Origin of the sequence: Synechococcus sp. PH41509, from assembly GCF_020514285.1 — a bacterium.
In the GTDB taxonomy this organism is placed as follows: domain Bacteria; phylum Cyanobacteriota; class Cyanobacteriia; order PCC-6307; family Cyanobiaceae; genus Parasynechococcus.
The window spans coordinates 70379-82566 of the sequence record NZ_VTLD01000003.1; the positions used below are offsets into that span (position 1 = coordinate 70379).

Here is a 12188-nt window from a genome sequence, read left to right on the forward strand (position 1 = left end):
TCCAAGTTAGCTTGCCTTCGAGTGGAAATCGCTATTGTATTCGATTATCTCCTTAGAGGATGTGTCGATGTTAATGTTAATTTGAGCAGGATTGTTGTTACGAACGCCTGGGTCAGTAGGCAAGAGAAGCAGCAACGCCACGAATGGTCGATGAAGCAGATCGATAAGGGTGTCGGATTCTCTGAGCTTGCGTCCCTTGTGGCCGATACATGGGGGTGCTCACGTCGACAAGCCCATCGTGTCGTGTCCGATGCCCACAAGGAGTGGATGGATGCGGCCTTCGCCGACGACCCCTTAGGAGAGATGGGGTGAAGTCGGCCTTATCACCCAAATGACTCATGGGGGCTGGAAGGCCCCCTCAAATATTTCAGGGCAAGGGATCTCAGGGATTCAGATAGTTGACAGAATCCCGCCCGTTGACAAGGCGTTGACAACGATTTGGGAATTCAGTCTGCGTTGACAACGCCTTGACCTCCAGGTGATCCAGCACCATCGCTCCCAACGCCTCACGCAAGCGGCGCAACGTCTAAAACAACATTGCCCCCTCGGCCATGGGTCACACCATCGAGGTGCATCTCAAGAGCTATGCCCGCTTCAAACCCAACGCGACGGCTGACCTCGTAGCCGCAGTCAACGCCTAGTTGACTCAGCCAGACTCCACCCCATGCCGAATAAGGACCGCGCTATAGATGCATCCACTCGACCTATTCGACTGCTTTCGTCGCTGGTTCAGCTGGGTGCTGCCATGTCGCCAGCCCTGGGATCGCAATCCTGAGCAAGTGGCCCCGGATCGCTCTAACGATTGGCTTCTTGAGCCCGCGAGCCTGGAAGAGGCCCGTTTGTTATTTCCTCAATTGGATGAGGATCGGGCTTTAGTTCGCTACCAGCAACTCCGCCTGGAAATGCGGGAGCGTGACGGCCGCGGTTTTTGATCGCCAAGCCAACTTGCTTCCGCCTTGAGTTTTCCCCGCTCGCCAGACTCCACCCCATGGCGAACAAGGACCGTGCCACCAATCCCGCGCTGGAGCAATTGGGCAGTTGCCGCTGACCAAGCTTTATTGGCAAAAGTGGGTTCTGTGCTTAAAACACTAGGGTGACCAAAACAAAGTAGATGAAATCGAAAATTAAAAAGGGCCTTATTGCGTCTGCTGCTTGTATTGCTACTTCCATTGGAGTTTCATTGGCAATGAGTCCCAATGCTCCTGTTTTTGCAGGCAGTGCGCCTTCGAATTGCTCCGATATCAAGCCTGCCTTTAAAAAGGAAAGCTCAACAATAGCCGTTGTTAATACAGACAACTATGCGTTTGCTGAAACGGAAATAATCCTTGGTGATTATGTTGAAAAAATTGCTAAAGCAACATGTTCAGGTGGCATGGGTATTTTCATGCATCTCCGCAAGGCAATGGATCCAAAAGATAAAACCATATTAAGAGCGAATTTCGATACGTTGTATTCAATGGCTGTCCTTGACTTGACAAGTCCAGTAACGATTACCTTGCCAGCCTCCGACCGGTTGCAAATCCTGGAAGTCATTAGCTCAGATTCCTGGATTCCATTGGAATCGAGCAAGCCTGGAGACTATGAAATCACCAAAGAAATGGTTGGAAGCCGCTTCGCATATGTCATTATTCGCACCCAGGTAAATATGCAGGATCCCGCTGACATCAAGCGGGTTGGTGCAATTGAAAATAAAATAAATATCAGCCAAGAGAGTCGCGGCGAATTCGTACAAACTAAAAACTGGGATAGAGACCAAATGCTTAAAATGAGGTCAGACTATCAAAAGGAAAAAGAGGAAAAAGGTATTAATCCCGAGGATTTGTTTGGTAAGAAAGGCGAGATCAGTTCTGAAATGAGAAATATGGGGGTAGCCTTCGGGTGGGGAGCACTTACTAAAAAAGGAGCTGTCTATCCGTCTATCTCTATCCCTGAATCAGGTGAGGACTTGACGCTCACTTTGAAAGATGTGCCTATGGCTGATAATGCTTTTTGGTCGGTAACTGTTTACGATAAAGATGGATTCGCTCAAGGAGATAATTACAATATTAATAGCTCCTTCGCAAAGAAGGGCGACAACGGAAGCTATGTGCTCAATTTCGGAAAAGATCCAACAAAAGAAAATTTTCTAGAAATTTACCCTGGTTCAAACGCCACACTTCGAATCTACTCTCCCCAAGAGGCTTACTTTGACGGGAGCTGGAAAGTTCCTGAAATACAGTCTACTATTGGTGTTAATTAAAAAATTGATACTTCGGCACAATGCCATCGAGGCGTTGGACAACATGCTCAAAACAGGCTGGCGGCGGTGCAGGCCGCCAGTGCGTTGATTGAAGTCATCGCGTGTCGACCGAAACAAACCGCGGCATCATTCGCGGAATCGAACCTGTCCGATGCTCCGCCGTCTTTCTATCGGGCTTGTGGCTTCTGCCATAGCTCTTGCACCGTTGCCCATAAGGGCTCAGGACGGCACCGCAGAAGACCTTGGCGATGTGATGAGCATCAGCCTCAAGGATGTGGTCAAACCCACCTTTGGCTTCCAGAGCGCACTGCAAGGTGCAGGAACACCGAACCAAGCAGGCGTCGGCGGCTTCCTTCCTCTCTCTGTTGGCGACAACAGCGTTTGGTTTCTTGATGCCCTCGTCAATGCCCACTTCGGCGACCGAGATGGCTACAGCAGCATCATCAACACCGAGTCGCGGGTGGCTTCTCCACCTCCACACGCCTTGGCTACCGCTGGCTGAATGGCGCCCGCAGCTGGATGTATGGGCTGAATGCTGGTTACGACAGTCGTTCACTGAAATCTGGCAATGCCGATACAGGCGTGAACGTCACCAACAAGAAAACCGTCGGCTTCCAGCAGATTGCACTGAATGCAGAAGCAGTCTCAAACAGCTGGACCTTGAACGGCTATGGACTGATCCCTGTGGGTGATGTCGAGCAGAAGCTCAATAGCGATTACCAAGGCGGTGCACTGAATACCTATGGGTTGGATGCTGGTTATTTCATCACTCCAGTGTTGAAAGCATCAGTTGGTTATTACTACCAACACCGCGATCAAGAAGAAGTTGATGGTTCTGGTGTGCGTGGACGCTTGGCTTATAAAATGACCAGTGGAGTCACAGCAGGATTAAATATCTCCTACGACGAAGCATTCGATACAAGAGTTTCAGCTGATATTAAAGTTCGCTTTGGTGGTGCAGCTACAACAGCGAAACGGAAAGAAGTTCAACAACTGCCTGTGATCAATGCCTTAACATCAACACCAAGCAACAGAGATGTGAGGGTGCATGATTGCTTTACCTTTAAAAATATTTTTGGGTGCTGACTACAAGCCGAGGAAGAATATTTATCTTCCCTTCCTTTCTTCACCCTCCAACTTTGACTTTTGATTGACCCTAACCCCCAAAGTCCTTGCAATTGCAGGGGCTTTTTATTTCTTCAACTAACACCATAAACACTTAAATCAGCCTTTGATACCTGGCACTCATTAATACTTAGCCCCGCCACGAGCGGGGTTTTTTATTGCTTGCTGAATAGCAGCAAAGCTGAAACTGCCTACTGCAGCGGGCATCAGCAGCTCAAGCAGTGCACCCTTAGTTCAACTCATAAACCCCCGATGCTCCGTCATCTCTCCCTGGGGCTGTTGGCTTCTGCCATAGCTCTCGCTCCGTTGCCCACAAACGCTCAGGACGGGAGTGCAGAAGACCTTGGCGTGATGAGCATCAGCCTCAAGGATGTGGTCAAGCCGACCATTGGCTTCCAAGGCGCACTGCAGGGTGCAGGCATTCCGAATCAGGCAGGCATTGGAGGGTTCCTTCCAATTGCTGTTGGCGAGAACAGCGTCTTCTTTGCTGATGTACTGGCGAACGTCAACTTTGCTGATTACGGCAATGACAGCAGCATCATCAATACAAAGGTGGCTGGCACCACCATCAGCACCTCATCAAGGCTTGGCTATCGCTGGCTGAACAGCGACCGCAGTTGGATGTTTGGTTTGAATGGTGGTTATGACAGCCGTTCATTGAAATCAGGTGATGCCGACACCGGCGTGAACGTCACCAACAAGAAGACCGTCGGCTTCCAGCAGATCGCATTGAATGCGGAAGCGGTCTCAAACAGCTGGACCTTGAACGGCTATGGACTGATCCCCGTTGGTGATGTCGAGCAAAAGCTCAATAGTGTTTACCAAGGCGGTGCATTGAACACCTATGGATTGGATGCTGGATATTTCATCACTCCAGTGTTGAAAGCATCAATTGGTTATTACTACCAACATCGTGATCAAGAAGAAGTTGATGGCTCTGGTGTGCGTGGACGCTTGGCCTATCAGATCAGCAATGGTTTAACTGCTGGTGTGAATGTCTCCTATGATGAGGCATTTGACACCAGAGTTTCAACAGACCTAAAGGTACGCTTTGGTGGGGCTAACACAACAGCAAAGCGCAAAGAAGTTCAACAACTGCCTGTGATTAATGCCCTGACATCAACTCCAAGCAACAGGGATGTGAGGGTACACGATGGAAAGTGCCACAAAGACAAAGCGCCAGGATGTTGAGCAGGGGAGGGTGTAGGGAACATGTTGGGTGAACTTAATCTCAATGCCCCTGCCACCACAGGGGCTTGTCATTTCTTTAATCACTACCTAATCACGCCTAAATGCCATCCCATGCCTGGCACTAAATAAACATCACCCCGTCGCAAGGCGGGGTTTATTAATGTCGGGAAGTAAGGGGCCCAATTTCTGCGCCCCAAGCACGTTCAACGGTGAGGGAGAGGGAGGCAGCCGTAAGCCTCCCCTCCGCTGCGGCAAGAAAGCCCCCTGGTGGTGTCAGTCCCAGGGGTGCAGCTCTTCTCTCGCCGACCTCAAGCTGATGCACTTGTGTGACCAGATGGTGATCAGCACGCTTGGGGTTGATGACCAAGTGCAACTCGCTGATTAACACGTCTCAGTATCAAGTAATGCGTCAACGCTTCGAACACCAGGGTTAAGACATAGGTGCTCTGTTTGATTGCAAGTCCGGAGCGGCGAGGCCAACTCTATGAGGGTAGTGGCTTCGCTTGCCAAGAAATGAGCCCCCCGCAGCTCTATGAAGAGGGATCGTGTTGACTAACGATCCGACATTGGCGACTGAAATGAGTTTTGGGTTGTTGGGTCATGAGGCCCTTACAGATGTTCGGCTTACTAAGCATCACTAACCCGATTCAAGCCCCTAGCCCACCGGTGCGGTGATTAGCGACTAACCACCTTCTGAATAGAACAGTGTTCATTCGCCATCTGGCGTAAGACCGCAGCAACTCCATGCATGTTGCGGAATGCTTGGTAGATAGCCAATTGGTTGTTTAGGTCTTGGCAGCTCTTGCTTTTGAAATCCATGTGATCAGTTCAGAGAACTGACTTAACGCTGGCCTTGGCTTGCCGGAATTGAAGTGTGATCTGGCACCAATTAACGACGCCTGATCACGCCACCCAATCAATCGACCCCCATCCACCTTCGAGGAACTCACGGCAGTCCCACCTCATCGGTGATGGTGGTGGTCGCTTGGCGTCGTCCCGCCCAGCGGCACTTTCAGTTTCCGAAGGAGCGATAGGGATACCGCTCCTTTTTTTGTGCCTCTTGATACAGAAAGCGGTAATTCCGCTCATGACCCGCTGCTCTGATCCGCCTTAGAACTGTGATGAGGTCAGAGACCGATGAGCAGTAACCAGGTCTCAATGACCTTCAGGGGGGCGCGACGCCCCCCCTTCTCAATGGGCGCTTCTACGGATGGCGGCATAGGCGTGGATAGAGAGTATTAGGTCAACCCTCCGTAAGGGGGTCCAATGCGTCGAACTGAGAGGGGGTGGGACCCCTCTTTTTTTTGGCAGTATGTAAAGGGCACCCACGGCACCCCTGACCGCCTGAAGAGGGTGGTGCCGCTGGAGAGAGTCCAGCGTTTTCGACGCGTTCGACCCCTCGTTGCTGGCGGCACTCCCTGCCGCCCTTTTTTATTGCCTACCCAGTTGGGGGATAAAGCCCGCTGAATAAATCACTCAGTTGGGGGAGTTGATTCCCAGCTGGAACGGAGATGGTGAAGAGGTCCAGGAGGGATGACCTCCACAACACCAAAACTCAAATGAAACTCTTCACCGCAATCGCTACTGCTGCTGTAATCGGCGCTTCATTTATCGCAGTTGCACCACAAGCAAAGGCTGATATGTACCACACCAATCGCATCGGGAACTCCACATACACCTACGGCAGCAACGGCTCAAGCTTCAATACCAACAGCATTGGTGGCACCACCTTTTACAACGGTACTACCAGCGGTGGAAGCAGCTACAGCGGTTCATGCACGACCATTGGTAGCAGCACCTTCTGCAATTGATAAACAAGCAATGCCCGTCTAAATGGCGGGCAATTTTTCACAACAAGGTGAGAGCCTTACACATCACAAGAATCAAATGAAACTCTTTACCGCAATCGCAACCGCTGCCGTTATCGGCGCGTCTTCAATCACTACTGCGCCTGCCGAGGCCGCTGGATGTTACGCAAGCACTGCTACAAGAGAGATGGAAACCTTGATGGCTGGAGGAGCAACATTAAAACAAGCATGGAACTACTCACTAAAAAATGGACAGGTCGACGGTTCTGATATTTGCTGGATAAAGATCAAGGGATATGTTCGCCAATACAAGCTTATCAAACCCTATCTATATAATGCAATTTTCAGTTAATTGAAGCTATAAATATCTGATTTAGCAAAACATTTGTCGGGAAGCCTGATGCCGATTGGCTGAAAGCAATACAAAACCCTTCGGGGAAAAGCAGGGGGCGTTGTGATTGTCGCTATCTATCTCCCGACACAACCTCACACTTGCCACCCCGTCGCAAGGCGGGGTTTTTTATTAGTTATCGCTCAGAAGCAAAGCTGAAACTGGTCATTTCAGTGGGCGGCATTAGCCCTGACACGCCACCATTCGATTAGTCCACTCTCCCTTTGATGCTGCGTCGTTTTTCTGCAGGGTTGCTTGCCACTGCTGCTTTTGTTGCACCACTGCCTGCCACTGCACAAGAGGGCTCAGCAGAAGACCTTGGTGTGATGAGCATCACCCTGGCTGATGTGGTCAAACCCACCATTGGTTTTCAAGGCGCACTGCAAGGTGCTGGCACACCGAACCAAGCAGGCATCGGTGGTTTCCTCCCACTGTCTGTTGGCGAGAACAGTGTTTGGTTCCTTGATGCCCTGGTCAACGCCAACTTCGCTGATCGCGACGGCGAGAGCAGCATCATTAACACCGATGTGGATGGTGGGTTCTCCACGTCAACGCGCCTGGGTTATCGCTGGCTGAACAGCGACCGCAGTTGGATGTTTGGTTTGAATGGTGGTTATGACAGCCGTTCATTGAAATCAGGTGATGCCGACACCGGCGTGAACGTCACCAACAAGAAGACCGTCGGCTTCCAGCAGATCGCATTGAATGCGGAAGCGGTCTCAAACAGCTGGACCTTGAACGGCTATGGACTGATCCCCGTTGGTGATGTCGAGCAAAAGCTCAATAGTGTTTACCAAGGCGGTGCATTGAACACCTATGGATTGGATGCTGGATATTTCATCACTCCAGTGTTGAAAGCATCAATTGGTTATTACTACCAACATCGTGATCAAGAAGAAGTTGATGGCTCTGGTGTGCGTGGACGCTTGGCCTATCAGATCAGCAATGGTTTAACGGCTGGTGTGAATGTCTCCTACGACGAAGCATTCGACACCAGAGTTTCAGCTGATATTAAAGTTCGCTTTGGTGGTGCAAGTACAACAGCGCAGCGCAAAGCAGTTCAACAACTACCTGTAATCAATTCCTTAACATCAACACCAAGCAACCGGGATGTGAGGGTACACGATTGGTGTTATGGAGTAATATTTAATCAGGTAGTGGGTAATACGTGCCAACCATGGAAAAATGATTGATGCAACTTATCACTCAACGCCCCTGCGACCACAGGGGCTTTTTATTTCTTTGTTCACTGCCTAATCACGCCTAAGTGCAATCCAATGCCTGGCACAAAATAAACACCACCCCGTCAGCAATGGCGGGTTTTTTATTGCGTGACTAGAGCGGGGAACACTCAAGGCAGTCACGTTTGACCGATGCCTCAAGACACCCGTATTGCTCTGTTCCTGATGAGGGAGCTAGTGGCAGCCCTACCGCCAATGACCCTGATGTCTTCCAAGGCTTGCTGTCTGGAGGGGTGCAGGACCTAGGTGAGCCAGTGGTGGAGGAGTTGCTTCTGGACTGGCTTTATTCGTTCCTGACCGTGGAAGAGCAGGACAGGCTTTTGGGTTGGCACCTGGGGGTGAGGCTGTAACTAAATGGGGGATAAAGCCCGCCGAATAAATCACTAGATCAGGGGAGGTGATTCCCAGCCAGAACGGAGATGGTGTGTTTACAGAGCGAGAGCCTCGCAACACGCATGAATCAAATGAAACCATCCAAAGCAATCGCATGTATCACCTCTATAAGCTTGCTGGCTATTTTTTCTCCAGCCCAAGCTCAGAAACTTGAGAGTGGAACTGCAGGTGCAACGACAACCCCACAATATGCAAAGAAAGTTGCTCAAACGTACTGTGACTTCCTGAAGGCGGGAGTATCTCAAGCCTCAGCAATTCGGCAAGCAGAAAGCGAGGTAGCCACTTCGTCAGCAAAACCGCAACCCTTTAACCAGTACATATACAATCAAACACTTAACAAAGCCATTAATGAAAAAGGCTTTTGCCCTGGAATCGAAGGAATTGAGGAGATTAAGATCGAGCAACTTAGTTGCAGCCTTTCTCCACGAGACTTAGAGACTCTATCTCGCAGTAAACATATAAAAAGGCAAGTCGGAGATTGCTTCCTATCTATCACGGCCCACTAGTTCTACATGTTGTCGAAAAGCCTGATGCCTCGTGGCTGAAAGCAATACAAAACCCTTCGGGGAAAAGCAGGGGGCGTTGTGATTGTCGCTATCCATCTCCCGACAAAACCTCACACAGTTCACCCCGTCAGCAATGGCGGTGTTTCTCATTGGCGACTAGCTGCCTTCCAGCAGCCGTGTCAGCTGCACCTGGAGTTTGAGAGCACCAACGGCATTTGAGTGTTGCTTGGAATCGATGCTGGCCTGAATGATCGTGTCCAGCAGTGCCAAACGGCTACTCAGGAAGTCAGAACGTTCGGCTGATTTGTCAGCCTTGATGATTTCTCGGGTTTTGGCTTCAGACCGCCCAGTCTGCAAATCAGTGCCTTCCCACCTGGCAGAAGCAAGTTGTCTGGGCTCCTGATGCGGGCTAAGCCTTGTGTTGCAAGACGATGACGTAAGCACTTTTGCTCCCTGGACGTGGGGTGTTGAGCGACTAGGTTTCGTCGGTCCTCAGATCTGTAGGCGCCCCCTCGATCGCATAAGGCCTTGTGTCTGCCGCCGTCGGGAACGCCAATCGATGACTGACCGCACCCTCAGTATTTCAGGCGCAATGCGCGAAGCGCAGCTGCAGCGCCTGGAAGCCTCTCTGGCCTCCAAGGCGGCCGCCAAGCCTCAGGCGAAGACAGAGGCACCCAAGGACAAGGACGTGAACGCACGCGACTGATCGCAACAGTTCGAACGCATCGCTTGATCAGAACGGCATATTGAGGGTCATCCGGTGCTTGCCGGTGTCCTCAATAGATGTGCTTTGGAGACACTGCTCTCGATCGTGTTGGGTGTCGCACTGGCGTGGGGGATCACGCGGGTGATCATTCGTTTTAGTGACCGCGCACGTCGTCGGAAGCGTTCTACCGAGGATTGAAGCTGCTCATCAGGGTCCGCAGCAAAAAGGGCGCATGATGTGGGGGAGCCAGATGAGCCTTGTGACGACCAAGACGAAATCCGTGTTCAGCTGGAAGTATGCGGGGATCCTGGTGGGGATGAAGCTGGGGATCGCTGCAGTTGTCCTGGGGCTATCCCGTGTGGGTCTTGTCCCCGAGTGGTTTCCGCATTGGGGCTAGTTACAAACAACCCCGGTTGGTATCGAATTTCGCTGAATCGTCTGGCTTCACTGGCTTATTTGTGTTGCGTCCCGGACTCATGTACCTAGCTCGGGACGCGGACCCATGTCAGCGGCAACTGTTGGGTCCGCCTGTCTAGCGCGATTGGCTGCTCTCAGGCAGTCCGCTCCCGTCTGAGTAACAAGTCAGTGATCGAGTCGTCCTATGGGGGCAAAAGTGAGTCCTGACCATCCTTTCTCGAACTAAAGTGAACTCATGACGTCATGCATTGATGAATGATTAGACATCTCTTGTTGCTACAGTTCAATCAAAGTGCAGGCCAAAATCGAATCGATGCAATGTTCAATCAGTTTGTTGATCTAAAGTCAACAATTGATGGAATCGAGTCAATCGAGTATGGAGCCAATCAAAATCCTGAAAAATTGAACAAGAATTTCACGCACGCCGTTGTGGTGACATTTTCTGATTTGTTGGCTCGTGATCGTTATTTGGTTCATCCAGACCATAAAAAGTTAGAGGCTGTTTTGTTGGCCCTTTTGGCTGATTTGATAGTTTTTGATCTCGAATCTTGATGAGAGGAATGTTGGCATCTTTTCTGATTGGGATAGGGCCTGCGAAGCTGTTCAAAAATCAATGCTTACGCTTGATGGTGCAGCAGTGTGTGGTGGGGCTAGCTCATTTCTGAAAGCTTGGTTTATTGGGGTAGTAGCTCAGGCAACGTGGTTCGCACCCTGAAAGACCAATGGTTCGCTTTGGCAGTTGGCTCCACCGCTTTAGCCGCATTGTTTTGGCTTGAGCTGATCGCTTCGTAGCAAAGATTCCGTCAAAGATGCACAGAGGTCACACCTCAGGCCGTCACGTCTGAACCCTGACCCTTGATGCCCGCAGTGCACTGTTCCTGTGGCAGCTGGTTTTTAGAGCTGTCTTCTCGTGCCATCCCCCCAATTCAGTCAATGGAGTCCTGGTCACCCAACAGGTCGCTTCCCTTAATCAGGACGTAATCAGGCCTTGAATTGCAATCCGTAGAACAGCTTCGCTGAGTTCAAAAAGCGGCTTTGCAAGATCTTCTCGTGAAATCTCCCTTTTGGTCATGGCTGTTTGCAGCGGGGGTCGTATGGGGGCCAGGTTGCGTGGCACTCCACCTACAGCAGAACGGCATGATGCCGATGCCGACCGATCAAGGTTTGTCTGTGCAGCGATCCGCCGATTGATGTCTCCAGACTCTTTGTCTGGCCACGCAAGGACGATGGCATCAATACCCTGCTGCAGAAACCGGGGGGTGACGTTTGGCGGGCGGCGCTGTTCACCACCCTTGTTGTGACGTGATTTGACTTGCAGACAAGATTTCGAATGTGTGGGAATCTTCGTCGTCTTCAACCATATCGATGACTTTTTTGATGCACTGGTCGTTCAAGACCGGCTACCACGAAATTGCTGCCAAGAAGTTCCTGGCGACGGGCGCGCCCTTTCCCGAATGCAAGTCATGGAAGCGTTTTCATGCGCCTGGCTCCGTAGAGGGTTGGATTCTCGTGGAGTCTGACAATGCCGATGCTTGTTATGAGCACGCTGCGGAGTGGGCAGAGTGCCTCGATTGGGACGTCACCCCCGTGCTGGCAGACGAGCAAGCAGGCCCGCTGATCGCCAAGGCTTACAGCTGATCATCGGCGTGGAAGGCTGCCCCTCGCGAATGCGGGGGGTGTTTCCGACACAGCTAAATAGGCATAAAAAACCGGCCCCCTCGGACCGGTCGACGCATTCAACGAACACTGAGGCTTGGCCTGAGTCCATTCCATTGGCTCCTCAGTTGTGGCTCAAGTGTTCAGTTGGATCCATGACATGACCTGCATGGCGCATTGACGGAAAGCTAAATGCAAGTTGAGAGCCAATGCTCAATCAATTGCCTTCAATGTCTGCCGCTGGGGCAATGCCGACATCGTCGATACAGGCTTGCTTGTCCACCTGACACAACAGCTGCATCAAGTTCTGGCGATCGAGGGCTGACAGTTCGCCGTTGATCTCCCACTTCAGGCAAGTTCTGCGCTGGCAGCTGCCAGTGTGACCCTTAAGTACCTCGAACATTGCAGCCTCCTCTGGGCTGATGATTCGATTCTTACGACGAATTGATGGTGGTGTTCCAGAGCATCAATACCCACTCTCATCCTGTTGTGGTGTTGATCGCCACTAATTCAAT

16 protein-coding genes and 1 pseudogene are annotated in these 12188 nt (G+C 51.1%); 15 read left to right on the forward strand and 2 right to left on the reverse strand.

Translation table 11 applies throughout. The annotated features are described in order from the left end of the window. The first annotated feature begins 150 nt into the window (after positions 1-150). The 11 genes and pseudogenes from FZZ88_RS00690 (at position 151) to FZZ88_RS00740 (ending at position 8894) form a co-directional block, all read left to right on the forward strand. Positions 151-312 carry a hypothetical protein gene (locus tag FZZ88_RS00690; RefSeq protein ID WP_166017684.1) on the forward strand — a complete coding sequence of 54 codons (162 nt, stop codon included), beginning with the start codon at positions 151-153 and terminating at the stop codon, positions 310-312. 377 nt (positions 313-689) lie between these two features. Further along, positions 690-932 (forward strand): hypothetical protein, encoded by a 243-nt coding sequence (locus FZZ88_RS00695; protein ID WP_166017745.1) that lies wholly within the window; start codon positions 690-692, stop codon positions 930-932. 179 nt (positions 933-1111) lie between these two features. Next, positions 1112-2239, forward strand: a complete 1128-nt coding sequence (locus FZZ88_RS00700) for a DUF1254 domain-containing protein (protein WP_166017746.1) — start codon at positions 1112-1114, stop codon at positions 2237-2239. Positions 2240-2390: 151 nt separating this feature from the next. Next, a pseudogene (locus tag FZZ88_RS00705) lies at positions 2391-3325 on the forward strand (carbamoyl-phosphate synthase). 291 nt (positions 3326-3616) lie between these two features. Further along, on the forward strand, positions 3617-4555 hold the full coding sequence (locus FZZ88_RS00710; protein ID WP_166017747.1) for a carbamoyl-phosphate synthase: 939 nt from the start codon (positions 3617-3619) through the stop codon (positions 4553-4555). A 160-nt stretch (positions 4556-4715) separates the two neighbouring features. Then, on the forward strand, positions 4716-4940 hold the full coding sequence (locus tag FZZ88_RS00715) for a hypothetical protein (protein ID WP_166017748.1): 225 nt from the start codon (positions 4716-4718) through the stop codon (positions 4938-4940). 1174 nt (positions 4941-6114) lie between these two features. Beyond that, the gene (locus FZZ88_RS00720) at positions 6115-6366 is read left to right on the forward strand and encodes a hypothetical protein (protein WP_226426201.1); all 252 of its coding nucleotides are present in this window, start codon (positions 6115-6117) and stop codon (positions 6364-6366) included. A gap of 22 nt (positions 6367-6388) precedes the next feature. Then, the gene (locus tag FZZ88_RS00725) at positions 6389-6715 is read left to right on the forward strand and encodes a hypothetical protein (RefSeq protein ID WP_166017750.1); all 327 of its coding nucleotides are present in this window, start codon (positions 6389-6391) and stop codon (positions 6713-6715) included. Positions 6716-6981: 266 nt separating this feature from the next. Beyond that, positions 6982-7947 (forward strand): carbamoyl-phosphate synthase, encoded by a 966-nt coding sequence (locus FZZ88_RS00730; protein ID WP_166017751.1) that lies wholly within the window; start codon positions 6982-6984, stop codon positions 7945-7947. 173 nt (positions 7948-8120) lie between these two features. Continuing rightward, complete coding sequence (locus FZZ88_RS00735) at positions 8121-8345, forward strand: hypothetical protein (RefSeq protein ID WP_226426202.1); 225 nt, start codon at positions 8121-8123, stop codon at positions 8343-8345. 114 nt (positions 8346-8459) lie between these two features. Further along, positions 8460-8894 carry a hypothetical protein gene (locus tag FZZ88_RS00740; RefSeq protein ID WP_166017752.1) on the forward strand — a complete coding sequence of 145 codons (435 nt, stop codon included), beginning with the start codon at positions 8460-8462 and terminating at the stop codon, positions 8892-8894. Positions 8895-9050: 156 nt separating this feature from the next. Here FZZ88_RS00740 and FZZ88_RS00745 read toward each other — a convergent pair whose 3' ends face one another. After that, complete coding sequence (locus tag FZZ88_RS00745; protein WP_166017685.1) at positions 9051-9251, reverse strand: hypothetical protein; 201 nt, start codon at positions 9249-9251, stop codon at positions 9051-9053. Positions 9252-9453: 202 nt separating this feature from the next. Here FZZ88_RS00745 and FZZ88_RS00750 point away from each other — a divergent pair, with 202 nt between their 5' ends. The 4 genes from FZZ88_RS00750 (at position 9454) to FZZ88_RS00765 (ending at position 11655) form a co-directional block, all read left to right on the forward strand. After that, entirely contained in the window at positions 9454-9600 is a 147-nt protein-coding gene (locus tag FZZ88_RS00750) for a hypothetical protein (RefSeq protein ID WP_166017753.1), read from the forward strand. Positions 9601-9859: 259 nt separating this feature from the next. Further along, positions 9860-9997 carry a hypothetical protein gene (locus FZZ88_RS00755; protein WP_230332787.1) on the forward strand — a complete coding sequence of 46 codons (138 nt, stop codon included), beginning with the start codon at positions 9860-9862 and terminating at the stop codon, positions 9995-9997. Positions 9998-10287: 290 nt separating this feature from the next. Next, the gene (locus FZZ88_RS00760; protein ID WP_230332788.1) at positions 10288-10569 is read left to right on the forward strand and encodes a Dabb family protein; all 282 of its coding nucleotides are present in this window, start codon (positions 10288-10290) and stop codon (positions 10567-10569) included. A gap of 813 nt (positions 10570-11382) precedes the next feature. Continuing rightward, on the forward strand, positions 11383-11655 hold the full coding sequence (locus tag FZZ88_RS00765; protein ID WP_115022469.1) for a DUF3303 domain-containing protein: 273 nt from the start codon (positions 11383-11385) through the stop codon (positions 11653-11655). 235 nt (positions 11656-11890) lie between these two features. On the opposite strand, the gene FZZ88_RS00770 is transcribed toward FZZ88_RS00765, so the two are convergent. Further along, the gene (locus FZZ88_RS00770) at positions 11891-12076 is read right to left on the reverse strand and encodes a hypothetical protein (RefSeq protein ID WP_166017755.1); all 186 of its coding nucleotides are present in this window, start codon (positions 12074-12076) and stop codon (positions 11891-11893) included. Between the last annotated feature and the right edge of the window lie 112 nt (positions 12077-12188).

What these genes read in the sequence shown, in the direction of transcription:
- FZZ88_RS00690 (WP_166017684.1), top strand. Translation starts at nt 151, where the DNA reads ATGAAGCAGATCGATAAGGGTGTCGGATTCTCTGAGCTTGCGTCCCTT.
- FZZ88_RS00695 (WP_166017745.1), top strand. Translation starts at nt 690, where the DNA reads ATGCATCCACTCGACCTATTCGACTGCTTTCGTCGCTGGTTCAGCTGG.
- FZZ88_RS00700 (WP_166017746.1), top strand. Translation starts at nt 1,112, where the DNA reads ATGAAATCGAAAATTAAAAAGGGCCTTATTGCGTCTGCTGCTTGTATT.
- FZZ88_RS00710 (WP_166017747.1), top strand. Translation starts at nt 3,617, where the DNA reads ATGCTCCGTCATCTCTCCCTGGGGCTGTTGGCTTCTGCCATAGCTCTC.
- FZZ88_RS00715 (WP_166017748.1), top strand. Translation starts at nt 4,716, where the DNA reads ATGTCGGGAAGTAAGGGGCCCAATTTCTGCGCCCCAAGCACGTTCAAC.
- FZZ88_RS00720 (WP_226426201.1), top strand. Translation starts at nt 6,115, where the DNA reads ATGAAACTCTTCACCGCAATCGCTACTGCTGCTGTAATCGGCGCTTCA.
- FZZ88_RS00725 (WP_166017750.1), top strand. Translation starts at nt 6,389, where the DNA reads ATGGCGGGCAATTTTTCACAACAAGGTGAGAGCCTTACACATCACAAG.
- FZZ88_RS00730 (WP_166017751.1), top strand. Translation starts at nt 6,982, where the DNA reads ATGCTGCGTCGTTTTTCTGCAGGGTTGCTTGCCACTGCTGCTTTTGTT.
- FZZ88_RS00740 (WP_166017752.1), top strand. Translation starts at nt 8,460, where the DNA reads ATGAAACCATCCAAAGCAATCGCATGTATCACCTCTATAAGCTTGCTG.
- FZZ88_RS00750 (WP_166017753.1), top strand. Translation starts at nt 9,454, where the DNA reads ATGACTGACCGCACCCTCAGTATTTCAGGCGCAATGCGCGAAGCGCAG.
- FZZ88_RS00765 (WP_115022469.1), top strand. Translation starts at nt 11,383, where the DNA reads ATGACTTTTTTGATGCACTGGTCGTTCAAGACCGGCTACCACGAAATT.
- FZZ88_RS00770 (WP_166017755.1), bottom strand. Translation starts at nt 12,076, where the DNA reads ATGTTCGAGGTACTTAAGGGTCACACTGGCAGCTGCCAGCGCAGAACT.